We start from the raw sequence: 25,282 nt of genomic DNA on the forward strand, positions 1-25,282 counted from the left end.
AAAAACATAGGTCTTTGCATTTACATCTCACTTTTTACAATTCACATCTCACACTTATATATAGATTTCTTTCCCTTGTTCAATAAACTCTTCTGATTTCTCCTGCATTCCTTTTTCTGCAGCCGCAACATCTCTGATTTCCTGAGATATTTTCATAGAACAGAATTTTGGGCCGCACATCGAACAGAAATGCGCCACCTTTGCTCCGTCTGCGGGAAGTGTTTCATCGTGAAATTCTCTTGCTGTATCAGGATCTAAAGCCAGATTGAACTGATCTTCCCAACGGAATTCAAAACGTGCTTTACTCAAAGCATTGTCACGGTATTGCGCACCCGGATGACCTTTTGCCAAATCTGCAGCATGTGCCGAAATTTTATAGGTAATCACACCATCTTTTACGTCTTTCTTGTTGGGTAGACCAAGATGCTCTTTTGGTGTTACATAGCACAACATGGCGCATCCGTACCAGCCAATCATTGCCGCCCCAATTGCAGAGGTAATATGATCGTAACCCGGCGCAATATCTGTGGTTAAAGGGCCAAGAGTATAAAATGGCGCTTCATGGCAATGTTCTAATTGTTTGTCCATGTTTTCTTTAATCATGTGCATTGGCACGTGCCCTGGGCCTTCAATAAAAACCTGAACGTCATGTTTCCAGGCAATTTTGGTCAATTCGCCTAAAGTTTCTAATTCGGCAAATTGAGCTGCGTCGTTAGCGTCTGCAATCGAACCTGGACGTAAACCATCTCCCAGAGAAAACGCGACATCATATTGTTTCATGATTTCGCAGATTTCTTCAAAATGAGTGTACAAGAAGTTTTCTTTGTGATGAAACAAACACCATTTTGCCATAATCGAGCCTCCGCGCGAAACGATTCCGGTAACACGATTGGCGGTTAAATGGATGTAGCGAAGTAAAACTCCGGCGTGAATTGTAAAATATGAAACGCCTTGTTCTGCCTGTTCGATTAAGGTATCACGGAAAATTTCCCAAGTTAAATCTTCGGCAATTCCTTTTACTTTTTCCAAAGCCTGATAAATAGGAACGGTGCCGATTGGAACTGGAGAATTACGAATAATCCATTCTCTGGTTTCGTGAATGTTTTTTCCGGTAGATAAATCCATGATCGTATCAGCTCCCCAACGGCACGCCCACACGGCTTTTTCAACTTCTTCTTCAATACTCGAAGTCACGGCGCTGTTTCCGATATTGGCATTTATTTTAACCAAGAAATTGCGTCCCACAATCATAGGTTCGCTTTCCGGATGGTTGATGTTGTTTGGAATAATGGCTCTTCCGCACGCAACTTCAGAACGAACAAATTCGGGAGTGATTTTACTCTTAGGCGTATTGGCTCCAAAACTATGACCGCCGTGCTGACATTGCATTGCTTTGGTTTGTTCGTTTAAAAGTTCGATGCGTTGGTTTTCGCGAATGGCGATATATTCCATTTCTGGAGTAATAATGCCCTGTTTAGCGTAATATAATTGTGTTACGTTTGCGCCTTTTTTGGCACGTTTTGGCTGGTGCAAGTATTCAAAACGCAGATGATTCAGACTTTCATCACGCAGTCGGCTCTGGCCGTAATCGGATGTGATCTCGTTTAATATTTCGACATCATTTCGGTCTAGAATCCAGCTTTCGCGTAAGCGCGGTAATCCTTTTCTAATATCAATTTCAACGTTTGGATCTGTATAAGGTCCAGAAGTATCGTAAACGGTTACAGGCGGATTTTTTTCAACACCGCCGTTTGAAAGTTTAGTATCGCTGAGATGAATCTCGCGCATCGCTACTTTTATCGGATGAATTTCTCCATCAATATATACTTTTTTAGAATTTGGAAACGGGGTTCTGGATATTTGTTCTTCGTTTGTCATGATATTTTTGTTTCAAGTTTGAAGTTTCAGGTTTCAGGTTTCAGGTTGATGTAGATTGTGTATGTAGAGGCGCACTGCAGTGCGTCTACGTCCAGTATAAATTGGAATTTGGGTTTTTAAAATTTTGAATTTATTTCTAACCTCCCTGCGTAGCAGAAATAATTAGAATTTCATCGGTTTCGGATACGAAGAATTCGCTCCAATTAGATTTTGGAACAACAGTATTGTTGATAGCAATGGCGATTCCGTTTTGTTTGTGCGGAATTTCGAGATCGAGCAATGATTGAACGCTGAGCGATTCAACATTGAATTGTTTGATTTGGTGATTGATTTTTAGTTCCATTCCTTTTAGTTTAGTGTATAGTTACACGATAGGAATGGCTGCAAAATACACGCAGACGCGCGCATAGAAGTCATCTTACTTTTCCCTACGCTAGTATGAACTAGATCAGGTTCAGAGGGTAAAATCTCAGCCTGCATGTTGCAGACACCCCTAAAGTGTGAAGCAAATATAAGGAATTTTGTTTAAAAAGTTTATATTTCTCACAAAGTCTAGAATCAAGTTCAAAATTAGCTCCTATTGCGTCACGGAAAACTTGAAACTTGAAACTTGAAACTTGAAACTTGAAACTTGAAACTTGAAACTTGAAACTTGAAACTTGAAACTTGAAACTTGAAACTTGAAACTTGAAACTTGAAACTTGAAACAACTCTTAAGTCGTTCTGGTCCAGCAATCTTCGGCGTGATCGTTGACCATTCCAGTTGCCTGCATGTGTGCGTAGATTACAGTTGAGCCAACAAATTTGAAACCTCTTTTCTTCAAGTCTTTGCTGATTTCGTCTGAAAGCGGGGTAGTTGCAGGAACTTCTTTTGATGTTTTAGGATTGTTTATAATGGGTTTTCCGTTGGTGTACTTCCAAATGTAATCTGAGAAAGTTCCAAATTCTTCCTGAACTTTTATAAAGGCTTGAGCATTAGAAACAGCAGCTTTAATTTTAAGTTTATTTCTAATTATTCCGGTGTTCTGCATTAAATCTTCGATTTTATCTTCAGAATAACGGGCAATTTTTTTATAATCAAATTGATCAAAAGCATTTCTAAAATTTTCTCTTTTGTTCAAAATAGTAATCCAGCTTAAACCCGCTTGAAAAGTTTCTAAGATTAGAAATTCGAAAAGTGTCGGATCGTCATAAACAGGAACACCCCATTCTTCGTCGTGGTATTTTTTGTATAAATCGCTTGAAGTACACCAGCTGCATCTTATAATATTATTTTCCATGAATATCAATTTGCGTTTGATTGTTTTCTGGATGCGGATCTTCACTCAAATATTTTTTTATCAAATGATGTCCAGCATAAATTAGCGGCGTTAAGACAATAGCTAATGTAAGTTTAACAAGATATCCTGTTAATCCAGAAGTGATGTAGGTTTTGAAATCAATTTTTCCAGGCAGCCAGAAAGCAATTCCGAGCACAATAAACGAGTCAAACAACTGCGAAATTACGGTCGATCCCGTAGCTCTCAACCATATTTTTTTCTCGCCGGTTCTTCTTTTAAAAAACCAAAAAATCCAGACATCAATAAGTTGTGAAATTATAAAGGCAACTAAACTTCCAAAAATAATCCACATACTTTGTCCAAAAACAGCTTGAAACTGCTCGTCGTTAACAGGACTGATTCCTTTTGCTGCAGGAACTATGATTGCCATAAACAGCAGTAAAAAGGCGTAAGCGATCAGGCAGGCAGTAATAAAAGAAAGTTTTTTGACACCTTTTTCTCCAAAGTATTCATTAATTAAATCTGTGGTTAAAAAAACGACAGGCCAAGGTAAAATCCCGATGCTCATTACAAATGGCCCCATTTGAATCAATTTTCCTCCTATAAGTTCTGCAACTACGGCATTCGTAATAAAAATTCCGGAAAGGACAACAAAAACAATTTCTTTTCTAGTTTTAAACATATTTGATTTGGTAATTTATCTTCCAAATTTAAACTTTTTATACTGAATTGGGAATTTCTTCTTGATATTGGTTCAATTGCTTTTGCAGTTAAAAGTTAAAAATTTCTTCTTTGGTTTTGATTTCGTTACTTTTGAAACGATAACATGTTTTTTAATCAAATTTAGAGTAATGAAAAAAATACTAACATTTTTTCTCATGGGTACAACCTTTTTTGCGGCTAACGCACAAACAAATCAAAGTAATCCTTTGCTTAAACCATGGACAGGGCCTTATGGCGGTGTTCCTGCTTTTAATGAGTACAAGGTTGCAGATTTTAAACCAGCCATTGAATTTGCGATTCAAGAAAAATTGAATGAAGTAGAAGCAATCGCTAACAATCCAAAAGCACCGACTTTTGATAATACTATTGCAGCTCTAGAGCGTTCTGGAGAAACTATGGATAGAATTGCTACTGTTTACGGAATTTATAGATCGAATTTGAGCAGTCCAGAATTTAATGTTGTGGATAGAGAAATGTCGCCAAAGTTTTCTGAATTCAGCGATAAAATCAATCAAAACAAAAAATTATTTACAAGAATTGAGACACTTTACAATTCTAAGGATAGTAAAAAATTAACAAGCGAACAACAGCGTTTAATCTGGCTGTATTACACCAACTTTGTTCGTCAAGGTGCAAAATTAAATGATGCTGACAAAGCAAAAGTGGCGGCTATAAACAAACAGCTTGCAACATTGTTTACGACTTTCAGCCAGAATTTATTGGCAGAAGAGCACAATCAATACGTGGCGTTAAAAACAGAAAGTGATTTTGAGGGTCTTCCTTTAGAAGTAAAAAATGCAGCTATTGCAGAAGCAAAAGAAAGAAAACTGGATGTTATGGGATGTATTGCCAATACACGTTCTTCTATTGAGCCATTTTTGACTTTCTCAACTCGCAGAGATTTAAGAGAAAAAGCATTTGATATTTTTGTAAAAAGAGGAGACAATGGCAATGCAAATGATAACAATTCTACTTTAGTGACTATTTTAGAATTAAGAACTCAAAAAGCAAATATACTTGGTTTCAAGACTTTTGCGCATTGGAGTTTGTCTAACAAAATGGCAAAAGACCCTCAGAAAACATTAGATTTAATGCTGTCGGTTTGGGAACCTGCTGTTGGAAAAGTAAATCAAGATGTAGCTGAAATGCAGAAAATTGTTGATGCTGAAGGCGGAAAATTTAAAATCGCTCCTTGGGATTATCGTTTTTATGCAGAAAAAGTTAGAAAAGCAAAATACGATTTAGATCAAAATGAGGTTAAACCGTATTTGCAATTAGAAAAGCTTCGTGAAGGAATGTTCTGGGTTGCAGGTGAATTATTTAATCTGCAGTTCAAACAAATTACAAACGTTCCGGTTTATCACCCAGATGTGCGTGTGTGGGAAGTAAGTAACAAGCTGACAGGAAAAGCAGTTGGTTTATGGTATTTTGATCCTTATGCGCGTGCAGGCAAACGTTCTGGAGCTTGGATGAATGCTTATCGCAATCAAGAAAGAATGGATAAAGAGGTGTTGACAATTGTGTCAAACAACTGTAACTTTATAAAAGGTGCAACAGATGAACCAATTTTAATTTCTTGGGAAGATGCCAGCACTTTGTTTCATGAATTCGGACATGCATTACACGGTTTATGTTCGAATGTGACGTATCCAAGTCTTGCGGGAACTTCGGTTGCTAGAGATTATGTTGAATTCCCTTCACAATTGTTAGAGCACTGGCTTGGTACTCCAGAAGTATTAAACAAATTTGCGCTGCATTATAAAACAGGAGAGCCTCTTCCTAAGGCTATGGTAGATAGAATAGAAAGAGCAGGTACTTTTGGAGAAGGATTCTCAACCGTAGAAACCATTTCAAGTTCGTTAGTAGACATGAAGCTTCATTTGGAAACTAAAAAAATAGATCCGAAGAAATTTGAGAAAGAAACTTTAGATGCGCTTCATATGCCTTCAGAAATTGTAATGCGTCATAGAATTCCTCAGTTTGGGCATATTTTCTCAAGTGATGGTTATGCTGCCGGATATTACAGCTATTTATGGGCAGATGTTATCAATGCAGATGCTTGGGAAGCTTTCTTAGAAGGAAAAGGTGCTTATGATAAAGCAGTGGCGAAAAAACTATATGATAATGTATTTAGTGTAGGAAATACTATTGATCAAGAAAAAGCATACGAAAACTTTAGAGGAAGAGCTCCAAAGTCTGATGCTTTGATGAGAGCAAGAAATTTTCCTATTACAGCCAAAAAGTAAATTAGGTAATCGTTAGAATCAAAAAAGCCCGAATATTAAGTTATTCGGGCTTTTTACTGAGTTGTATTTTGTTGATTAAAAGCTGCAATTCTATTACTAAAAAAGTCCCGAATAACTTAATATTCGGGACTTTTTATATTGAAATAATAATATATTAACCTAAAGTAACTCTTTTGAAACCTGTAATTTCAACATTGAATCCTTTAACATAATCACCTACTTTTTTACTGTCATCTTTGATGAAGTTTTGATCTAATAAAGCTTTTTCTTGATCTAAAGTAGTGTTGTCAGAGATGAAACGTTGCACTTTTCCAGGAATAATTTTATCCCAGATTTGTTCTGGTTTACCTTCAGCTTTTAATTCAGCTTTAGCATCTTCTTCAGCTTGTTTTAAAACTTCAGGAGTTAATTGAGAGAAAGAAATATATTTAGGAACATTTTTTAAAGTTTTTCCTAAACGTTTAGCTTCTTCATTATCTTTTTCGATTACAGCAATACGAGCAGCAAGTTCAGATTCAACAAAAGCAGGATCAAAATCTTTGTAAGATAATGTGTCAGCTCCCATAGAAGCAACTTGCATAGAAATGTCTTTAGTTAAAACGTCACCATTAGCAATTGGAGCAGAAATTGCAGTTAATGCAGCAATTTTGTTAACGTGAACATAAGATCCAACAAAAGCACCTTCTAAGATTTCAAAACCACCGATTTCGATTTTTTCACCAATAACTCCAGTTTGCTCGATTAATTTTTCAGCAACAGTAATTCCGTTGAAATCTGAAGCTAATAATTCTTCTTTAGAAGAGAAATTGATAGCTCTTTCAACTAAATCTTTAGCTAAAGCTACGAAAGCCTCATTTTTACCTACGAAATCAGTTTCGCAGTTTAAAGTAATGATAGCTCCTTTAGTTTTGTCAGCATTAACAAAAGAAACAGCAGCTCCTTCAGAAGACTCACGGTCAGAACGGTTAGCAGCAACTTTTTGTCCTTTTTCTCTAAGGTTTTGGATAGCTTTATCGAAATCTCCTTCAGCTTCAACTAAAGCTTTTTTACAGTCCATCATTCCGGCACCTGTAACTTGTCTTAATTTATTTACGTCTGCAGCAGTAATTGTTGCCATAATATTTTGAATTTTAATGTTAAAAGTAAAAATTCCAGCTTTTAAATCCCAAACTCCAATTTTAATAAATTATCAACATAACGTTTTTAATTCAATCTTGGATTTTGGAATTTAAAATTTGGAATTTAAAATTTGATTTATTCTTCAGTTGCAGGAGCAGCTTCAGCCTCAACAGCAGGAGCTTCTTCAGCAGCTTCAACTTCTTTTTCTGCACCTCTGTCAGATAGACCTTCGATTACAGCAGTAGTTACTAAAGATAAAATTTTGTCAATTGATTTAGAAGCGTCATCATTTGCTGGAATCACGTAATCAACCTCTCTTGGGTCAGAATTCGTATCAACCATTGCAAAAACTGGAATGTTTAATTTTTGAGCTTCTTTTATTGCGATGTGTTCAGCTTTGATATCTACTACGAACAATGCTGCAGGTAGTCTAGACATATCAGCAATTGAACCTAAGTTTTTCTCTAATTTAGCACGTAGACGATCAACTTGCAAACGCTCTTTTTTAGAAAGAGTCATGAAAGTACCATCTTTCTTCATTTTATCAATAGAAGACATTTTTTTAACTGCCTTTCTGATAGTTACGAAGTTAGTCAGCATTCCACCTGGCCATCTTTCAGTGATGTAAGGCATGTTTGCAGCTTTTGCTTTTTCAGCAACGATGTCTTTAGCTTGTTTTTTGGTAGCTACGAATAAAATTTTTCTACCTGATGCAGCGATTTTTTTCAAAGCTTCGTTAGCTTCTTCAATTTTTGCTGCAGTTTTATATAGATTGATAATGTGAATACCATTACGCTCCATATAAATGTAAGGGGCCATATTTGGGTCCCATTTTCTAGTCATGTGTCCAAAGTGAACACCTGCTTCTAGTAAGTCTTTTACTTCTATTTTGTTTGCCATTTTTGTACTAGTTTACGTTCTGTTGATTAGCAATGTATAAATGGCGGTTTCCCAGGCTTTATACATTTAGATGCTAAACTATATCCTACCTCGATAGGAGAGCAACAATAACTGTGTTTTTTAATTTCAATAAATAATTGATAATGTCTTGTCCGATCTGAACAAGACAGGTAATATTAACGTTTAGAGAATTGGAATCTCTTACGAGCTTTCTTCTGACCGAATTTCTTACGTTCAACCATTCTTGGGTCTCTTGTTAATAAACCTTCTGGCTTAAGGATTGCTCTGTTTTCAGCGTTAACTTCACACATTACGCGTGCTAATGCCATTCTTACAGCTTCTGCTTGACCAGTTGTACCACCTCCGTAAACGTTTACTTTTACATCAAAGTTACTAGCGTTTTCTGTCATAGAAAGCGGTTGTAATACTTTGTATTGTAAAGTTGCAGTTGGAAAGTAAGTTGCGAATTCTTTTTTGTTTACTGTGATGTTTCCAGTTCCTTCAGAAACATATACACGAGCAACAGCGGTTTTTCTTCTACCGATTTTGTGAATAACTCCCATTACTTAAGATCATTTAGGTTAACAGTTCTAGGTTTTTGAGCTCCGTGAGTATGCTCAGCACCTACAACAACATTTAGATTTCTAAAAAGTTCAGCTCCTAATTTGTTTTTAGGTAACATTCCTTTTACCGCTTTTTCTACTAATAATGCAGGGTTTTTAGATTGCAATACTTTAGCAGTTAAAGTTCTTTGTCCTCCTGGGTAACCTGTATGACGCATGTAAATTTTGTCATTCAATTTTGTACCTGTAAGGTTAATTTTTTCTGAGTTGATAACAATTACGTTATCTCCACAGTCAACGTGCGGTGTGTAACTTGGTTTGTACTTACCTCTTAAGATCATAGCGACCTTTGAAGCAAGACGTCCTAAGTTATGACCTTCAGCGTCAACAACAATCCACTCTTTAGTTACAGTGCCTTTGTTTGCCGAAACTGTTTTGTAGCTTAATGCGTCCATAATATTATTTTAATTAAACATTCCATCCCCAATAAAGGGGATGCAAAAGTACAATTAATTATTTTAAAACCAAATACCTTAAAGAATATTTTATTCGCTGAAAATCAGGCATTCAGTTTTTGAAATAAATAGCCATAAAAAAACCGTCTCTACTTTATAGTAAAGACGGTTCAATATTTCAGTCAAAATATATTATACAATAAATATATTGGCAATATCAACAACCTGCTGCGTGGTAAGCGGCTCATCATAAGCTTCTGAGCCTGCTGCTGCTCCAAATGCTGCGGCAGTATTAAAACCAGCCTGAACTGTTACTCCTTCGCCATCATAGACTGCTTGTGTCGCCGCAGGCATTCCTGCGCCTCTCTCGGCATTCGAAATCCAGCCTTTTAATCCTCTTAATCTTCTAACTTCGGATGCGTGGCGAGCTTCTACGGAGTGAATCTGCAATGCGGCAGTTAATAAATCTGGTGTCGTGATTAAATTAGCAGCCTGTCCTTTATAAGCTCTTACACCTGTGTCTTCAAATGCTTGCGCCAGGGCCAGAAAAGTCGGGTAATCTCCAAAAGGATTAAATGCGCCTCCTACTGTAAAATCAAAAGTGGGTTTGGGAACAAAGTTGGCACTGGCTGTTCCGCCCAATCCTGCAATTAAAAATTTAACGTGATCCGATTCGTGAGCCGCAATCTGCTGGAATACTTTTAGATCGCGTCCGCCGTTTTCAGAAGCTGGTATTACACCAGAATCCAAAGCCATCGCATAAAATTCGTTTTCAAGATATTCTAAGGTTAAAGCAAACTGCAATGCTCCAATAGGAGTTGCAGGAGTTGCAGTTATATCTTTAGCCATTGCTTTATTTGCTAAAGCCGATAAACCAAACGGGATCGATGCCAAGGCTAAATTTTTTCCGATATTTCCAAACTGAGAAAAACTGTCTCTGCGTGAGCCCGTACTATTCATTAAATGATCATCAGTAAAGGATTCTATAAATTTTAAGATATTCATAATTTCTACATTTTAGCGGGTTAGATTAAGGTAAGTATTTGGCTGTAAATTTTGTAGTGATAAAATTGGCAGCAATAGGCAGGATTTTAGACGGATCTTTTGCGTCGTCCAATCCTGTTGACATGTTTACGATATCATCTCCGGCAAAATCTTTAGAATTCGGATTGATTAAACTTCTTATTGCAGATGCGTGTCTTGCTTCTACCGAAACAATTTTTCCAGCTAACAATAAGTAATCGGCTGTTTTAATTAATTTTCCTGCACCATTATAGGCAGCAACTCCAGTATCTTCTAATGCTTTTGCAGTAGCCAGAACTTCTGTGCGGCTGTTAAAATTTAAAGAGCCGTAATTAAAGGTGAGGCTAGGAAGTAATTGTGAACTCGGATCTGGAAGTGCTCCAGTCAAAGCGGCTTTGAAAAAATCTCTGTGAACAACTTCGTGATGGTATAAATCGGTTAATACCTGACGTTCTACAGAACTAAACACAGAATTGAAGCTGCTTGCATTTACTACTTTGGTATAAAAATCGGCTTCCAGCTGTTCGAGAGCATAGGCATAAGTCAAAACTCCGAAATCGCCGGAGCCTAAATCAAAAACACCATTTCGAACTCCTGGAAGAGAGGTGTCGTCCATTTTATCATCATTATCATTGTCGCTGCAGCCAGCTAAGACCAAACCTGTGGTCACTAATGTTAATCCGCTGAGCTTAAGAAAGCTCCTTCTGCTATTCAATGAAGGGTCAACTTCATGAATTTTAACTTCGTTTTTCATAATTAAAGGTTTTTTAATAAGGTTAATAACATTGGTCTTGTATTATTAACGAAATTTTTAGAGATACGGTTTTAAACTTTAACATTTTTTATTTTTCTTTTAAAAAAATTTCAGTGTTTTGAAGATCAACTGCTTGTTTTTTGTTTTATTATCGGTAATTCTACTATATTTGTATCAATTACGTGATAAATTATTTTTAAATGAAAGCTAAAGCAACTCTAAAACAAATTGCGAAAGAACTTGGTGTTTCTGTATCGACAGTTTCAAAGGCGTTAAACGACAGCCCTGAAATTAGTGAACAAACGAAGGTGAAGATTAAGGAGTATGCCAAACTCAAAAACTATAAGCCGAATGTTATTGGTTTGAATTTAAAAAACCGTAAAACCAAGACAATTGGTGTAATTATTCCTAATATTCTAAATTCTTTCTTTGCGAAAGTATTTAGCGGTATCGAGAAAGTAGCCGATAAAAAAGGATACAATGTGATTACCTGTATTTCTAACGAATCTCTGGAAAAAGAAGTTCATACTCTTGAAATGCTGAGTAACGGAACTATTGACGGGTTTATCTTGTCGGTTTCTGAGGAAGCTCAAAAACTACACGATTACAATCATTTTACTGAAATTATAAATGATGGAACTCCAATTGTTATGTTTGACCGAATTGCAGACGAAGTAGATTGTGATAAAGTAGTAGTAGACGATTTTGATTCGGCTCTAAATTCTACACAGCATTTAATCGATTTAGGATGTAAAAACATTGCCTTAATCTCTTCTGTAGATAATTTAAGTATTGGAAAATTGAGAGCAGATGGATATTTGAAAGCTCTAAAAGATAATAATATTCCGGTAAACGAAAAAATTATTCTTCGTACTGATTCCGAAGAAGATATGAAAAGCAAAATTGAAGGGATTTTGGATGAAAAAGTAGACGGAATTTTTGCATTAGATGAAAATGATTCAGTTGCTGCATTAAGAGTAAGTTTGAAAAAAGGTTACAGAGTTCCAGAAGATATATCAATTATAGGTTTTGCAGACGGAATTTTAGCTTCAAGACGTTTATCGCCAAGTCTGACTACTATAAGTCAGCATGGTGTTGAAATTGGAGAAACTGCTGCTAAAAGGTTAATCGAAAGATTAGAAGAACCAGAAGGAACGGTTTCGGAATATGAAACCATCGTAATTAAGACAAAATTGAAAGAAAGAGAGTCTACGAGAAAGAAATAAAAGCAAAAGTAAAAGAAAAACCATCAGCAGAAACTGATGGTTTTTTTATTTTAAATAAGAAGTAAGACAATGGCAATTAGAAAAAATAATACTATTCTAAATTTCTTTTGTTGTTCAGCTTTTCGCAGATATCCTTCTTTTTCTAAATTCCAAGCAAATATGATTTCAATAAGTGTTCCTCCAAAATTGAATAGAAAGTCAAAAAGGCTATAACTTTCTTTTGCTATTTTTAAAACTTGAAGATTTTCTTTTTTCTTTTCTAGATATTTAGATTGGTCAATTAATTTTGAATCAACTTTTCGATTGTAAAGTTCATCTATTGCTAATTTATAAGCTCTTGAATTCCATTTTTTTGGAGCTCCTGCTATCGCCAGTAATTCTTTTGTTGTCCTGCTTTTAATAGGAGGCTTAAAATCGTCTGTCATATAAAAGTCAATTCAAAATCTAAAATCAACAATCTGAAATCTAAAATTAGATTAATGCGCTGCTAACCAATCCTGACCCAAGCCAATTTCAACCTCCAACGGGACAGACATTTTAAAAGCATTTTCCATTTCATGTTTCATGATCGGTTTGATTTTTTCTAGTTTGGCGTTGTACTCTACATAAGTACTTGTAGTATTATTCTTGATTTCCAGTTTGCTTCTTTTATTTTCTACGAACTAATTAATCTCCTTCAAAAGTGAATGAATCTCCATAACCATTTTTACATTCTGTGAAGATTGTTATTGGTAATCCATTCTTTAAACTGACTTTCGAAATAATTCTTTTGTTACATTCTGGATCTGTATTTCTAAATATTAAAATTCCGTTTTTTAATTCTGTTGGTAAATTAGTTTCTGTTGTTACATAGTAATTTCCAATATATTGATTTTTGCCATTAAATATTAAAATTCTATTTGTTGCACGGCATGATAATCCCCATATCCAAACGGAATTCATTATTTTATATGTTTTTCCCTTTTGGGTTTTTACACTTCCAAGATAAGTTAAGTGTGTTTCTGTACCTTCAATTTTATCCCACTTTCTTTCATCCCATTTTCCAAAAACAAATTCTTTTCCTATACTATTTTTGCGAAGAACTTTTAATCTAATATCTTCATCTTTCGTTTGAGCTGTGCCAATTTTTGGCATTCCAAATAGAAGGATAAAAAATAATTTAAGAAAGATAGTTTTACTCATTTAGGCACATTTGGCTACAGATTTATCAAAAAATCTAAAATCAACAATCTGAAATCTAAAATCGAATCAATGCGCTGCTAACCAATCCTGACCCAAGCCAATTTCAACCTCCAACGGAACAGACATTTTAAATGCATTTTCCATTTCGTGTTTAATCATTGGCTGGATTTTCTCGAGTTCGTCGTTGTGAACATCGAACACAAGCTCATCATGAACTTGAAGCAGCATTCTTGATTTCCAGTTTTCTTCCTTTAATTTTTTATGAATGTTGATCATTGCAATTTTGATCACATCGGCAGCGCTTCCCTGAATTGGAGCGTTTACTGCATTTCGTTCCGCAGCGCCTCTAACAACGGCATTTGCTGAATTGATGTCTTTAAGGTAACGACGACGTCCTAAAATAGTTTGAACATATCCGTTTTCGCGTGCAAATTCGATTTGTTCATTAATATAAGAACGTAATCTTGGATAAGTTTTGTAATAAGCTTCAATTAAAGCGGCGCTTTCACCTCGAGATAATGATGTTTGATTACTTAAACCAAAAGCCGAAACGCCATAAATGATTCCGAAGTTTACGGTTTTGGCATTGCTTCTTTGTTCACGTGACACTTCTTCAAGAGCGACGTCAAAAACTTTTGCAGCAGTCGCTCTGTGAATGTCCTCTCCGTTTTGGAAAGCAGCAATCATGTTTTCTTCTCCGCTTAAAGCGGCAATAATTCTAAGTTCGATCTGCGAGTAATCGGCAGAAATTAAAGTATAGTTTTCGTCACGAGCCACAAACGCTTTACGAATCTGACGACCTCTTTCGGTACGAATCGGGATATTCTGTAAGTTCGGGTTGTTAGAACTCAAACGTCCTGTTGCTGCAACAGTCTGCATATAATCGGTGTGAACGCGTAACGTCTTTTTATCAACTTGTTCCGGTAAAGCTAAAATGTAAGTGCTTTGCAGTTTTACCATTTGACGCCAATCCAGAATTTCTTTTACAATCGGGTTGTCGTTGGCCAAATAAGTCAAAACCTCTTCGCCAGTTGCGTACTGACCCGTTTTAGTTTTCTTTTGTTTAGCACCGCCGATTTTCATTTTATCAAACAAAATATCTCCTAACTGTTTTGGGGAAGCAAGGTTGAAAGTTTCTCCAGCAGTTTCGTATATTTTTTGTTCTAAAGATTTGATTTCGACTTCCATTTCTTTCGACATCGCGCTTAAGAAATCTACATCCAGGCGAATTCCTTCTGTTTCCATATCGGCCAAAACGCTTACTAATGGAATTTCGATTTCATCAAAAAGCTTTTTGGTTTCGGTTTTGTCTAATTCGGTTGTAAAGATTTCTTTTAATTGCAGTGTAATATCCGCATCTTCGGCCGCATATTCTTTGATATCTTCTAAAGGAACATCGCGCATAGAAAGCTGATTTTTCCCTTTTTTGCCAATTAAAGTTTCTATAGATTTTGGAGAATATTTTAAATAGGTTTCTGCTAAAATATCCATATTATGACGCATATCCGGATTAATCAGATAATGTGCAATCATGGTATCAAAAAGTTTTCCTTTTACCGTAACACCGTAATTAGAAAGGATTTTTAAATCATATTTTAAATTTTGACCTATTTTTTCAATGTTTTCATTTTCAAAAAACGGAACCAATTTATTCACTAAAACCTGTGCTTCTTCCTGACTTTCTGGAAACGGAACGTAAAAAGCTTTTCCTTTTTCGTAAGCAAAAGACATTCCGACCAATTCTGCATGCAAAGCATCGATTCCAGTTGTTTCAGTATCAAAGCAAACAGCAGTCTGTTTTTCTAAATTCTGCAATAGTAATTTAATACCCAAATCACCTTGAACAGTTTGATATGAATGTTCTGTATTTTCTAAAGTATTGTAGAAAGAAGTTCTGGTTTCAGCACTTTCATCTTCGGTATTTCCACCGCCTCCAAACAAATCAAACTGATCTTCGTTTTTAGGTTGTGGTTTTTTGTATAATTTGGCATCTGCAGGTGCATTTGCAGTTTGTGTTCCGTCAGTTTTAAATAAATTATCAAACTGTTCTGCCATTCTTCTAAATTCTAATTCCTGAAAAATAGCATCTGTTTTTTCGATATCAGGACGAGAAAGTTCATAATCTTCTTCATTAAAAGTAACCTCGCAGTCGCATATAATCGTTGCCAGCTTTTTAGATAGAATTCCTTTCTCTTTATTCGCTTCGATATTCTCTTTCATTTTGCCTTTTAGTAAATGTGTGTTTTCCAAAAGGTTTTCCATTGTGCCAAATTCTTTTAAGAACTTTTTAGCCGTAACTTCACCAACACCAGGTAATCCCGGGATATTATCTACAGCATCACCCATCATTCCAAGAAAATCGATAACCTGTTCTGGTCTTTCAATTTCAAATTTTGCCAAAACCTCTGGAATTCCCCAAATTTCGATTCCGTTACCCATACGTGCAGGTTTGTACATAAAGATATTTTCAGAAACTAATTGCGCAAAATCCTTATCGGGCGTTACCATAAAAACCTTGTAATTTTGTTTTTCGGCTTGTTTGGCAATTGTTCCAATTAAATCATCGGCTTCACAGCCTTCGATTTCGATAATCGGAATATGCATGGCTTTTAATAATTCCTGAATGTACGGAATAGCAATTTTAATGGCCTCAGGTGTTGCGTCACGATTGGCTTTATATTCGACGAACATTTCGGTTCTTACATGACTTCCGCCTTTATCAAAAGCAACAGCCAAATGATCTGGTTTTTCTCTTTTAATAACATCCAAAAGAGAATTCATAAAACCCATAATGGCAGAGGTGTCCATTCCTTTAGAGTTAATTCTCGGGTTTTTTATAAAAGCATAATAACCACGAAATATCAATGCATAGGCATCTAAAAGAAAAAGGCGTTTTTGAGTCGACATATAAAAAAAATTAGTCCGTAAAAATAATCAATTGGGTTTTAAAAACGATTTAGTTTTTGAAAATTAATTTTTGTTTGAACCATATAAGTGATATAAGTTCATTTAAAATACTTGTCAAAATTATGCCGCAAAGAAACAAAGACGCAAAGTCCTATAATTTGCTTGGCGACTTTGTGTCTTTGCGGGAATTAGCAATAAAACTTAAAATGAACTTATATCACTTATATGGTTAGAAAAACACCTAAGCGTTAATATCAAGTTAAAATCTTTTTGTGAAGACATTTCTTCATTTTTTCTTCATTTTCCAGAGGTAATTTTGATCTGTAAAATAAAAGATATTATTAATTCAAATAATTAGAGTCATGAGAAATTTATTGATGTTACTAGTAGCAGTTTTAGGAACAAGTGCAATGGTGCAGGCATTTCCAGCTAAAACCAAAACAGAACCTGCAAAAGAAGTAAAAGCGCCTGGGAAACAAAAAGCTAAAGCAGACAAAAAAGTAAAATCTGAGAAAAAAGAAGCACCTCAGAAAGAAACTTCTAAAAAAGAAGCACCTAAAACAGAAGCTGCAAAAGCGAAAAAATAAGCAGTCTTTTGTTTTGTTTTCGAAGCAGTATTAGGAAACAAAACAGAAGAATATTTTTGGGATTGCAGGTGGTAAAAGCTGATGAAGAAATTTGTCAGCTTTTTTCGTTAATGTTTTAATAATGTGCAGCTCGATTTTTTGGAATTGACTACTTTTAATTGCGCTTAATACCTTGGTTTATGAATATTTTGATTGTTGAAGATAATAAAGAACTCGCTGTAGAAGTTTACGACTTTTTGTGTAACGCAGGTTATATTTGTAAAATTGCAAATAATTGCAGTGATGCGCTCGAAGAAGCAGAAAGTAATGATTATGATGCCATGCTGCTCGATCTCGGTCTGCCGGATGGCGATGGTTTTGATGTTTTGAAAACCGTTAGGAAAACCAAATCAAAAATGGCGGTAATTGTTCTTACTGCAAGAGGTGAATTAGACGACAGAATTAACGGCCTTCATTTAGGAGCCGATGATTATCTAACGAAACCTTTTGCTTTGACAGAACTCAGTGCAAGATTGTTTGCTGTTATCAGGAGAATTCATGGTTTTACTTTGAATAATCTTACCATTCATAATTTTGTATTGCAGTTGCAAGATTATAAAGTGAGTTTTAATGATATTCCGATCAATCTGACCAAAAAAGAATTTGATATTTTTCAATATTTGGTTTTGAATAAAAACCGAGTGATAACACGTTTACAGCTTACAGAACATATTTGGGGAGATATTCTAGAGGTAAACTCAGATTCTAATTTTATTGATGTTCATGTTCGAAATCTTAGAAAAAAACTCGACAAGCATGCTCCTATAGATTGGTTTGAAACGGTTCGAAATGTGGGTTATCGTATAAACGAATAAATAGTATTGTGAAGATCAAACACCAATTGTCTATTTTTAACGCATTAACAAGACTGCTTGTTATTGCTGTTTTGTGGTTTATGCTTCCTGTTTTGGTTCAAAATGTAGTCTATCATCACATTAATAATGGTTTATTAGAAAAAAAGAAAAAGTTTATTGATCATTTAAACAAAGAAGAAATAAATGATTTTATAGAAAATGCCGACGACTCGACCGAAACGTATTCGCAGTTTTCTACACTTCACAATGAGTTTTTGGTGCTTTCTAAAGTCCCGATGAAGGCACATCAAAAGAAAACAACTTTTGAGAATGATTATAGAACCATTGAAGGAGAAGAAAATGAATATAGAATACTGCAGCATCATTTTAGGTACGAAGGAGAAGATTATCAATTAGAAATCGGAAGCAGTCTCAGCGAAGTAAAAGATCTGACTTTTGTGATCCGATTTTTTATCATCATCGTTTTTGTTGTGATTCTCTTTATTACTTTTTTGGCCGATACTTTTTACATCGAATACCTCCTAAAACCTTTTTATAAAATTATAGATACCAAAATCAGGCGTGTCAACGAACCCGAGGCATTTGACCATACTCCGATAAAAGCCGCTTCCAGAGATTTTAGAGAACTTGATTTTGTTTTAAATCAAATGATGGATCGTATTGCGGGACTTTTTAAAAAAGAAAAACAATTTATTTCGAATGTCTCACATGAACTTCTTACGCCAATTGCGCTTCTTAAAAATAAGCTTGAAAATTTACTACAAAACGATTCTTTAGATGATAACGCAGTTGATAAAATTGCGGGATCACTGAAGACTCTCGATATGCTTAAAAAAATCATCAACAATTTACTATTGATTTCTAGAATCGATAATCATCAGTACGAAGCCAACGAAGAGATTCATTTAAGGGAAATAGTATCTGATTTGCACGAAGATCTGCAGGATCGTATTGAAGATAGAGAAATCCAATTTACAAATTTGATCAAACACGATTTTATTTTTACAGGAAATAAGACTTTAATTCATATTTTGATTTATAATTTGGTTACAAATGCTATAAAATACAATAAGCCAAACGGATTTATTATTGCAGAAGATGGTTTTGTTGACGGATATTACTTTATCTCAATAAAAGACTCTGGAATTGGAATGGACGAATCGCAGACAGAAAAAATATTCAGCAGATTTGCGCGTATTAGCTCCGATCAGGAAGGGCAGGGATTAGGGCTTGCTATTGCAGAAAGTATTGCGGTATTTCATCATATTCAAATTAAAGTAAAATCGATAGTAAATGAAGGATCGACTTTTACTTTGTGGTTTGAAAAAGCCAATTAAAATTTAAAGTTTCTTGTAAGACTTTTTCTTCATTTTGTCTTCATCTTGTGGTTGTAATTTTGACTTATAAATAATGAAATAATAATAATCATAAAATTTAAAAGTCATGAAAAAATTAGCAATCTTAGCAGTAGCGGTTTTAGGAACATTCTCAATGGTAAATGCTCAAACAACTCCAGCAGCGACTCCAACAACAAAAGAAGCAAAAGCAACAAAACACGAGAAAAAACACAAAAAAGCAAAAGGTGAGAAAAAAGCTGAAACTGCAAAGCCAGAAGCAGCAAAAGCAAAATAATTGTCTGTCAAAAAAAAGATATTTTTTTAATAGTTTAAAAAAAATTGTTACTAAAGCCGAAAGAGTTCTCTTTTGGCTTTTTTACTTTAAGAGCGTTAAATTTTTTATAATAAAAAGCAATAGAATTTTCATTCTTTGTTACTTTGTTTAAAACTATAACAAATGATCATTCGCTTTGTAATTCTATGCGCTCTTTTACTATTTATTGAGTTCTATTCCTATCAATCCTTTCGTACTTTAATTAAACAAAGATGGGTTTTAGTGAGTTACCAGGTTATAAGCCTGCTTATTCTAATTTTTATTATTTATTCATTTTCTAAAGTAGATCGTTCGGTAGGGCAGACCAAACAGTTTATGTTTACTACAGGATTAATGCTGCTGGTATATGTCCCTAAAATTGTTCTTACGTTAGTAATGTTTGGAGAAGATATTATTAGAGTAGGAGCAAGTATTTTGAATTATTTTGTTTACAATACACCTCGAAAAGAAATGATGCCCGACAGGCGAAAATTCATCAGTCAGATTGCATTGGGTTTGGCTGCGGTACCGTTTCTGTCTTTGATTTACGGAATTTTTGAAGGGAAATATAATTTTAAGGTATTTAAGCAGACGATTTATTTTCCAGATCTTCCAGATGCTTTCGACGGTTTTAAGATCACGCAGATTTCAGACGTCCACAGCGGAAGTTTTGACAATCATGAGAAAATAAATTACGCGATCGATTTGATAAATGAACAAGAATCAGATTTGATTTTGTTTACGGGAGATATTGTAAATACACATGCTAAAGAAATGCATCCGTGGCTGGAAACTTTTAATCGTATTAAAAGCTATAAATATGGAAAATTTGCTGTTTTAGGAAATCATGATTATGGTGAATACGTGACCTGGCCTTCTGAAAAAGAAAAAGATGAAAACTTTCAGCAGATTAAAAAATTATACGATCAGATTGGTTTTAAATTAATGTTGAATGAGCATACTTACATTCAAAAGGGCGATGATAAGATTGCTTTGATTGGTGTAGAAAACTGGGGTGTCAATTTTAAAAAAGCCGGTGATCTAAACAAAGCATCTCAAGGTGTGGATCAAAAAGATTTTAAGGTCTTAATGAGCCACGATCCAAGCCATTGGGATGCCGAGATTAAAGATCATCCTCAAAACTTTCATTTAACATTTGCAGGCCACACACACGGGATGCAGTTCGGGATTGAAATTCCCGGATATTTTAAATGGAGTCTGGCACAATATATTTATAAACAATGGGCAGGCTTGTACGAAAACGTTGGAAGATACGTTTATGTTAATCGAGGATTTGGTTTTCATGCCTATCCGGGACGCGTCGGAATTATGCCCGAAATAACGGTTATCGAACTAAAAAAGGGCCGTAATGTCGCTTAATTCGTTAAAAATGCTAAATTTGTATTATATTTATTTCTTTTTATAGATTTAAAAAACTTAAAATTTTTGGTTTTATGTCAAAATTTGGAGAACTAATAAATGCTCAAGTCCCTGTGTTAATTGATTTTTACACAGATTGGAATGAATCGTCTGTTTCTATGCATCCTGTTATTAAGGATGTTGCAGCTGCGCTTGGCGATAAGGCCAAAGTGATCAAAATTGATGTAGATAAAAATCAAGAGCTGGCAGAAGCACTTCGTATAAAAGGACTTCCGACTTTAATGATTTATAAAGAAGGGCAGATGATTTGGAGACAGTCTGGAGAGCTTGATGCTAATACTATTATTGGAATTGTTCAAGATCAATTCAGCGTTTAAAATAACTTCTTTTGTTTGATATTATTAATGAATAATGTCAAATTGATATCCGTTTTCTTTTAAAAAATGCAGTGTTCTTGGTAAAGCAAATCTCAAATTTGGAGAAGCTTTAATACTGTCATGAAAAACAATTACACTGCCGGATTTTACATTCTTGGTTACGTTTTCCAAACATTTTTCGGGAGTAATACTTTGATCGAAGTCGGCACTTAAAACGTCCCACATTACAATTTTATAGCCTAATTTTCTAAGCACCTTAGATTGTGCTTTTTTGATTTTTCCGTACGGAGGACGGAATAATAAGCCTTGCGGTGTTTTTTCTTGTTTTTCTAAAATTGCAGCGCAGTTTTTTACATTTTCGATATAATCATCTGTATGGATTTTCCATCCATTTACATGATTCATCGTGTGGTTTCCTATTGAATGTCCGTCGGTAATTAGTTTTTCGAATAAAGCGAGATTGGCTTTAATGTTTTTTCCGATGCAGAAAAAGGTAGCTTTTGCATCAAATTTTTTCAATTCAGATAAAACCCAGTCTGTAATTTCTGGAGTAGGGCCGTCATCAAAAGTGAGGTATATTTTCTTTTCATTATTAGGAATGTCCCAACAATATTTAGAAAATACCCTTTTTATAAATGAATTCGTTTTTACCCAATAAAAGCCCATTTTGAATTGATTTATCTTGTTATGTAAAAATAAAAAATGCGGCGCTATTTATCAAAAAGCGCCGCATTTTTTTAATCATTAAAAATTTCGTATATTATTCTTTTTCACGTCCAAAACGCTCAAAAACATTTACATAAGTATTAAAAGTTTTTTTATGCTGGTCGTAAAACGCTTTGTCATTGTTTTTCTGCATTACCTGCAATAAACTTCTGTAACGTTCAATGTCTGTAATAATGTCCATTGCCAGATCAGTTTGGTCAGTTGGAGGAAGAGTGCTGTAATAATTTAAGTTTTGCTTGTACTTCTCAACCAGCTTATTCAATAAATCATGAGCTTTAGCAGTTTCTCCAACCTTGTAATATCCGTTAGCAAAAGGCTCAACTAAAGAATAGTAACCAAATTTGTCTAAAGGCAGTTTAGTAACAGCCAGGTTAATTACATTTTTAGCTTTATCGATTTTGCCTTCCGCAATAAGTTGATCCATTAATCGAGAAAGATTAGTACGGTACGTAATGCTGTTACGTCTGGTTTCTGGATCGTGGTATATTTTATCGCTTTCGCTGTTACCCCAATCCCATTTCATTACAATGTCGTACATTTTATCAGCATCAATCTGCCCCATATCCATTGGTCCTCCATCTTTTGAAGGAACATTTTTAACAGGAACCAATTTGTACACCATTCCATCTAACTGCAGGTAATTTTTCAACCATAAATAATCTTCATCGTCAAAGGCACCTCCGCTAAAATAAATTGGTCTTTTCCAATTGTTATTAGCTAAAATATCCAGCATCATTAAGCGGTTTTTGTACAATGCGCCTCCCTTAATGTCAATGTCTAAGTACGGAACAATAGAATCATTGTATTTAGGATTTACAACCTTATTCTTAATGATCGTATTTTTGTCAATGTTCACTCTGATTTTATTTGTTGGATAAAAATGAATAGTTTGTCCATTTTGTAAACCAACTGTTGATTTAGGATTTTTAATAAAATCAATAAAATCATTGATATTCCAACGAGTATCAATTTTCTGGATATATACTACATAATCCAATTTATCTCCTACAAATTGATCGTGTGTAAACGAAATAGGAAGCGGGTTAGACTCATAAGATTTGGCTTTCATTTGATCAATGTACCAATCCGTCATGAATAAACTCGTATTTACGATTTTAACATCTGTTCTAAAATGCTCAATTTCTTGTGCGTACCAAAGCGGGAAGGTGTCGTTGTCCCCGATGGTGAATAAAATGGCATCTTTATCACAAGAACTTAAATACGCTTTTGCCATTGCAACAGCAGTGTATCTTCCAGATCTATCGTGGTCGTCCCAGTTTTGTGAAGCCATTAAAATAGGAGCAGCCAATAAACTTCCGGCAATAATAACCGGTCCGGCAATTTTTGGCGCAACATATTTTTGAAAACTTTCATATAAAGAGTATACTCCAAAACCAATCCAAATTGCAAAGACATAGAAAGAACCCACAAGCGCATAATCTCTTTCACGAGGTTCAAAAGGTCTTTCGTTTAAATATATTTTCAAAGCAATTCCGGTAAACAAGAATAAAGCAAGCAGTACATAAAAGCTTTTTAAATCTTTGTTTGCATGATACATTATCCCGATTAAACCTAAAATAAACGGAAGGAAATAGTAAACATTACGTCCTTTATTGTTTAAGACATCATCAGGTAAATTATCCTGAGATCCTAAATGAATAGAATCTAAAGGCTTGATACCGCTGATCCAGTTTCCGTCAAGATTGTCGTATTTACCTTGAACATCACTTTGACGACCAACAAAGTTCCACATTAAATACCTCCAATACATATATCCGAATTGATATTCAAACATAAAAGCGAAGTTATCAATTGTAGCAGGCTTTTCGATAATTAAATAATCACCGTAGCTTTTCAAGAATTTCATGTAGCCTTCGTTGTCAATTTGTTTTTGAGCAAAAGCTTTTCTGAATTCAGAAACAGTCTTTTCAACCTCATTACGTAATTGTGCTGTTGCTTTATTGTACTCCTCTTCATTTAACTGGCTCGGATCAATTCCGTATTTAGCCAAATCATCTTCATAATTATAGTTCGGATTAATTCTGAATTTTGGAGGATTTGTAAAGTTGATATAGTTTTGAATATGGCCGTTTTCGGTACTCCACATTCTTGGCAAAAACGCTTTCTGATTGTCGTCAGAGTTTTGTTCTGCATTTTTGTAATTATTGGTAATGATGTATTTACCAGTTTTATAATCTCTTTCGTAGTTTGGTTTTTTGTCTAAATAAGGTGTTTTAGCATCAAGTCCAGCAAAATACTCTGTATACTGAGGTCCGTACAATAAAGGGTTTGCGCCGTATTGTTCACGATTATAATAGGCTAAAACCTCGGTCGCGTCAGACGGTTTATTTTCGTTAATAACAGTATTGGCATTTGCACGAACAGGTAACATCATCCAGGTTGAGAAACCAATAAGGATAAACAAAATACAAAGGATAATGGTATTGTAAAATATTAAACCTTTTTGTTTGGTGTATTTTAATCCAAAATAAAAGAAAGCAATAAACAACAAAGCCACAAAGATAGTTCCTGAATTAAAAGGAAGTCCCATGTTGTTTACCATAAAAATTTCGGTTTTACCAAAGAACGCCATCGTTAATGGTAATAGCAATATGAAAATAAATAAAAGAATACCAACAACTACCAAATTGGCAATAATGAAGTTTTTAATGGTAACTTTTTCATAGTGTTTGAAGTAATATAAAAATCCGATAGAAGGGATCGTTAAAAGAGCCATGAAGTGTACTCCAAAAGAAAGTCCGATTACCAATGAAATAATCAAAAGCCATTTGTTTCCTTTTGGTTTGTCCATGTCTTGTTCCCAACGCAGTCCAAGCCAGAAAAGTAATGCGATTAATAAAGAAGCCATTGCATAAACTTCGGCTTCAACAGCATTAAACCAGAAACTATCAGAAAAAGTATAAGCTAAGGCGCCTACAAAAGAGCTTCCTAAAATAACAATAGAGTTGTTTTGATCAATTTCAGAAAAACGGCCTACAATCTTTTTTAAGATCATAGAAGACGACCAAAACATAAATAATATGGTAAATGCGCTAGAAAAAACAGACATCATATTAACCATCAGCGCTACATGTTGTGCGTCTATCGCAAACATTGCAAAGAATGCTCCCATCATCTGGTAGAGCGGTGCTCCCGGAGGGTGTCCTACTTCTAGTTTAGCTGCTGTGGCGATATATTCGCCGCAATCCCAAAAGCTCATTGTAGGTTCAACAGTTAATGTATAAGTGATTAAAGCGATTGCAAATGCAAACCAACCAATAATTGTATTCCATTTATTGAAATTGAATTGTGCCATATTTAGGTGTTAAAAATTTGAATATTTTCGATTCTACAAAGAAAATGTTTTTTTATGTAAAGAAACGACCATTAACATAAAATTCTAAAAAACTATCTGCAAAAAGTAATGTGTTGTTTATGAGGTGTTTTGGTTG

23 protein-coding genes and 1 riboswitch are annotated in these 25,282 nt (G+C 34.8%); of the genes, 8 read left to right on the forward strand and 15 right to left on the reverse strand.

Translation table 11 applies throughout. The annotated features are described in order from the left end of the window. Positions 1-54: 54 nt before the first annotated feature. The 4 genes from thiC to C4F50_RS10895 form a co-directional block, all read right to left on the reverse strand. A complete protein-coding gene (gene thiC / locus C4F50_RS10880) occupies positions 55-1,878 on the reverse strand; it encodes a phosphomethylpyrimidine synthase ThiC (RefSeq protein WP_194138688.1) in 1,824 nt (607 codons plus the stop codon). A gap of 136 nt (positions 1,879-2,014) precedes the next feature. Continuing rightward, positions 2,015-2,221: a sulfur carrier protein ThiS gene (gene thiS / locus C4F50_RS10885; RefSeq protein WP_194138689.1), complete on the reverse strand. Its 207-nt coding sequence runs from the start codon at positions 2,219-2,221 to the stop codon at positions 2,015-2,017. A gap of 65 nt (positions 2,222-2,286) precedes the next feature. Beyond that, positions 2,287-2,383: riboswitch (TPP riboswitch) on the reverse strand. Between the two features lie 208 nt (positions 2,384-2,591). Next, positions 2,592-3,158: a DNA-3-methyladenine glycosylase I gene (locus C4F50_RS10890; RefSeq protein ID WP_194138690.1), complete on the reverse strand. Its 567-nt coding sequence runs from the start codon at positions 3,156-3,158 to the stop codon at positions 2,592-2,594. Next, positions 3,148-3,840: a queuosine precursor transporter gene (locus C4F50_RS10895; RefSeq protein WP_194138691.1), complete on the reverse strand. Its 693-nt coding sequence runs from the start codon at positions 3,838-3,840 to the stop codon at positions 3,148-3,150. The genes C4F50_RS10890 and C4F50_RS10895 overlap by 11 nt, the downstream gene beginning before the upstream one ends. Positions 3,841-4,009: 169 nt before the next feature. On the opposite strand from C4F50_RS10895, the gene C4F50_RS10900 reads away from it, so the two are divergent. Next, a complete protein-coding gene (locus tag C4F50_RS10900; RefSeq protein WP_194138692.1) occupies positions 4,010-6,127 on the forward strand; it encodes a M3 family metallopeptidase in 2,118 nt (705 codons plus the stop codon). Positions 6,128-6,281: 154 nt separating this feature from the next. Here the strand turns inward: C4F50_RS10900 and tsf are convergent, their stop codons facing one another. The 6 genes from tsf to C4F50_RS10930 form a co-directional block, all read right to left on the reverse strand. Next, on the reverse strand, positions 6,282-7,244 hold the full coding sequence (gene tsf / locus C4F50_RS10905) for a translation elongation factor Ts (protein WP_194138693.1): 963 nt from the start codon (positions 7,242-7,244) through the stop codon (positions 6,282-6,284). A 137-nt stretch (positions 7,245-7,381) separates the two neighbouring features. Next, the gene (rpsB, locus tag C4F50_RS10910) at positions 7,382-8,146 is read right to left on the reverse strand and encodes a 30S ribosomal protein S2 (protein WP_194138694.1); all 765 of its coding nucleotides are present in this window, start codon (positions 8,144-8,146) and stop codon (positions 7,382-7,384) included. Positions 8,147-8,322: 176 nt separating this feature from the next. Next, positions 8,323-8,709 carry a 30S ribosomal protein S9 gene (rpsI, locus tag C4F50_RS10915; RefSeq protein ID WP_008466792.1) on the reverse strand — a complete coding sequence of 129 codons (387 nt, stop codon included), beginning with the start codon at positions 8,707-8,709 and terminating at the stop codon, positions 8,323-8,325. Further along, positions 8,709-9,164: a 50S ribosomal protein L13 gene (gene rplM, locus C4F50_RS10920; protein ID WP_194138695.1), complete on the reverse strand. Its 456-nt coding sequence runs from the start codon at positions 9,162-9,164 to the stop codon at positions 8,709-8,711. Before rplM ends, rpsI begins: the two co-directional genes overlap by 1 nt. 192 nt (positions 9,165-9,356) lie before the next feature. Further along, complete coding sequence (locus C4F50_RS10925; RefSeq protein WP_194138696.1) at positions 9,357-10,169, reverse strand: ferritin-like domain-containing protein; 813 nt, start codon at positions 10,167-10,169, stop codon at positions 9,357-9,359. Positions 10,170-10,194: 25 nt separating this feature from the next. Next, on the reverse strand, positions 10,195-10,941 hold the full coding sequence (locus tag C4F50_RS10930) for a ferritin-like domain-containing protein (RefSeq protein ID WP_194138697.1): 747 nt from the start codon (positions 10,939-10,941) through the stop codon (positions 10,195-10,197). Between the two features lie 200 nt (positions 10,942-11,141). Here C4F50_RS10930 and C4F50_RS10935 point away from each other — a divergent pair, with 200 nt between their 5' ends. Next, positions 11,142-12,167, forward strand: coding sequence for a LacI family DNA-binding transcriptional regulator (locus C4F50_RS10935; RefSeq protein WP_194138698.1), 1,026 nt, complete (start codon positions 11,142-11,144; stop codon positions 12,165-12,167). A gap of 50 nt (positions 12,168-12,217) precedes the next feature. Here the strand turns inward: C4F50_RS10935 and C4F50_RS10940 are convergent, their stop codons facing one another. The 3 genes from C4F50_RS10940 to polA all read right to left on the reverse strand — a co-directional run bounded on the left by C4F50_RS10940 (position 12,218) and on the right by polA (position 16,256). Further along, a complete protein-coding gene (locus C4F50_RS10940) occupies positions 12,218-12,592 on the reverse strand; it encodes a hypothetical protein (RefSeq protein WP_194138699.1) in 375 nt (124 codons plus the stop codon). Positions 12,593-12,833: 241 nt separating this feature from the next. After that, a complete protein-coding gene (locus tag C4F50_RS10945) occupies positions 12,834-13,349 on the reverse strand; it encodes a hypothetical protein (protein ID WP_194138700.1) in 516 nt (171 codons plus the stop codon). Positions 13,350-13,415: 66 nt separating this feature from the next. Further along, positions 13,416-16,256 carry a DNA polymerase I gene (gene polA / locus C4F50_RS10950; protein ID WP_194138701.1) on the reverse strand — a complete coding sequence of 947 codons (2,841 nt, stop codon included), beginning with the start codon at positions 16,254-16,256 and terminating at the stop codon, positions 13,416-13,418. Between the two features lie 362 nt (positions 16,257-16,618). On the opposite strand from polA, the gene C4F50_RS10955 reads away from it, so the two are divergent. From C4F50_RS10955 to C4F50_RS10980, 6 genes are all read left to right on the forward strand, one after another. Further along, on the forward strand, positions 16,619-16,843 hold the full coding sequence (locus C4F50_RS10955; protein WP_194138702.1) for a hypothetical protein: 225 nt from the start codon (positions 16,619-16,621) through the stop codon (positions 16,841-16,843). Positions 16,844-17,022: 179 nt separating this feature from the next. Beyond that, on the forward strand, positions 17,023-17,697 hold the full coding sequence (locus C4F50_RS10960) for a response regulator transcription factor (protein ID WP_194138703.1): 675 nt from the start codon (positions 17,023-17,025) through the stop codon (positions 17,695-17,697). An 8-nt stretch (positions 17,698-17,705) separates the two neighbouring features. Beyond that, positions 17,706-19,034 (forward strand): sensor histidine kinase, encoded by a 1,329-nt coding sequence (locus C4F50_RS10965; RefSeq protein WP_348536999.1) that lies wholly within the window; start codon positions 17,706-17,708, stop codon positions 19,032-19,034. 106 nt (positions 19,035-19,140) lie between these two features. Further along, the gene (locus tag C4F50_RS10970; RefSeq protein WP_194138704.1) at positions 19,141-19,329 is read left to right on the forward strand and encodes a hypothetical protein; all 189 of its coding nucleotides are present in this window, start codon (positions 19,141-19,143) and stop codon (positions 19,327-19,329) included. Positions 19,330-19,491: 162 nt separating this feature from the next. Continuing rightward, entirely contained in the window at positions 19,492-20,727 is a 1,236-nt protein-coding gene (locus tag C4F50_RS10975) for a metallophosphoesterase (RefSeq protein WP_194138705.1), read from the forward strand. Positions 20,728-20,759: 32 nt separating this feature from the next. Continuing rightward, a complete protein-coding gene (locus C4F50_RS10980) occupies positions 20,760-21,104 on the forward strand; it encodes a thioredoxin family protein (protein ID WP_348537005.1) in 345 nt (114 codons plus the stop codon). 24 nt (positions 21,105-21,128) lie between these two features. Here the strand turns inward: C4F50_RS10980 and C4F50_RS10985 are convergent, their stop codons facing one another. After that, positions 21,129-21,770, reverse strand: a complete 642-nt coding sequence (locus tag C4F50_RS10985; RefSeq protein WP_194138706.1) for a polysaccharide deacetylase family protein — start codon at positions 21,768-21,770, stop codon at positions 21,129-21,131. A gap of 94 nt (positions 21,771-21,864) precedes the next feature. Beyond that, complete coding sequence (locus C4F50_RS10990) at positions 21,865-25,146, reverse strand: glycosyltransferase family 117 protein (RefSeq protein WP_194138707.1); 3,282 nt, start codon at positions 25,144-25,146, stop codon at positions 21,865-21,867. Positions 25,147-25,282 lie beyond the last annotated feature (136 nt).

Origin of the sequence: Flavobacterium hungaricum, assembly GCF_015182285.1 — a bacterium.
GTDB classification, from domain to species: Bacteria; Bacteroidota; Bacteroidia; order Flavobacteriales; family Flavobacteriaceae; genus Flavobacterium; species Flavobacterium hungaricum.